The organism is Micromonospora sp. CPCC 205561, from assembly GCF_036906775.1.
In the GTDB taxonomy this organism is placed as follows: domain Bacteria; phylum Actinomycetota; class Actinomycetes; order Mycobacteriales; family Micromonosporaceae; genus Micromonospora.
In genome coordinates this window covers 1-721 of sequence record NZ_JBAKHV010000135.1, presented here as the reverse complement: position 1 = coordinate 721, position 721 = coordinate 1, and the positions used below count along the sequence as shown (strand labels likewise).

At 71.7% G+C, this 721-nt stretch carries 1 protein-coding gene; it reads left to right on the top strand.

Annotated elements, in window-relative coordinates:
• Nucleotides 1-16: 16 nt before the first annotated feature.
• A partial coding sequence (locus V6V16_RS27770) for an AMP-binding protein (protein WP_334566906.1) occupies nucleotides 17-721 on the top strand: 705 nt, incomplete at its 3' end.

Genomic DNA, 721 nt, shown 5'->3' with positions numbered 1-721 from the left:
CACGCCGCTGGCGCAGATGTACACCAGCGGGACCACGGGGCTGCCGAAGGGCGTCGTCCTCGCGCACCGCAGCTTCTTCGCCGTACGCGACGCGCTGGCCTCGGAGGAGCTGGACTGGCTCGACTGGGTGCCGGGCGACGTCAGCCTGGTCGGGATGGCCGGATTCCACATCGGCGGCCTGTGGTGGGCGACCCAGGGCTTCGTCTCGGGCGTGCCGAACGTGGTGATGCGCGAGTTCACCACGGCCGGCGCGGTGGAGCTGATCAGGACGTTGCGGGTGACCACCGCCATCCTGGTGCCCGCGATGCTGCGGCTGCTGCTGGTGGAGCCCGGCGTCACCAAGGCGGACTTCGCCTCCCTGCGGAAGATCGTCTACGGCGGCGCGCCCATCTCGGCGGCGCTGCTGGCCCGCTGCATCGAGGGCTTCGGCTGCGAGTTCGCCCAGATCTACGGCCTCACCGAGACCGGCAACACGGCCATCTGCCTGCCGCCGGCCGACCACACCCCGGACAGCGGCAAGATGCAGGCGGCCGGACGCCCGTACCCGGGCTTCGAGGTCAAGGTCGCCGACGACAAGGGCGACCCGCTGCCCCCCGGCGAGATCGGCGAGGTCTGGCTGCGTACCCCGGCGGCGATGGTGGAGTACTGGAACCTGCCCGAGGCCACGGCGAAGACGCTGGTCGACGGGTGGGTGGTGACCGGCGACGCGGGTGTGCTGGAC